Annotated in this window: 1 pseudogene; it reads right to left on the bottom strand. The window is 34.9% G+C overall.

The features are described 5' to 3' along the window. Positions 1-318: pseudogene (locus AACL61_RS06750) on the bottom strand (IS5/IS1182 family transposase); the annotation flags it as partial.

The following is a 318-nucleotide window of genomic DNA, read 5'->3' as shown; positions in this document are numbered from 1 at the left end:
CTATTGCGGCCCTTAAAAATATCTTCTGCTTTTTCATACTTATTAGCACGAGGTATAAAGTCTTCTTTTAATTGTCGACGAATCTTTTTTAAGAAACGGCGTCGTCGTTTCTTAACTGAACCACCCTTGATTACTTTAGGCTCTTGAGCTGTTTCTTCATTCAATTCACTGATTTTATCATCAATATTTTCAGCCATAAGAGCCATTCCATTAGCGGTTTCCACTAGTTCTGGACTCATCGCTTTAACTACCCGTTTTTCGACTAAATCTTCGTAAAGTTTAATTGTTTTTTCTTTTGGCAGATTGTAAAATTTAAGT

The organism is Limosilactobacillus reuteri subsp. porcinus (genome assembly GCF_036621895.1).
Taxonomy (GTDB): domain Bacteria; phylum Bacillota; class Bacilli; order Lactobacillales; family Lactobacillaceae; genus Limosilactobacillus; species Limosilactobacillus reuteri_J.
Note: the sequence above shows the minus strand (reverse complement) of the source record. Positions and strands in the feature narration are given on the sequence as shown.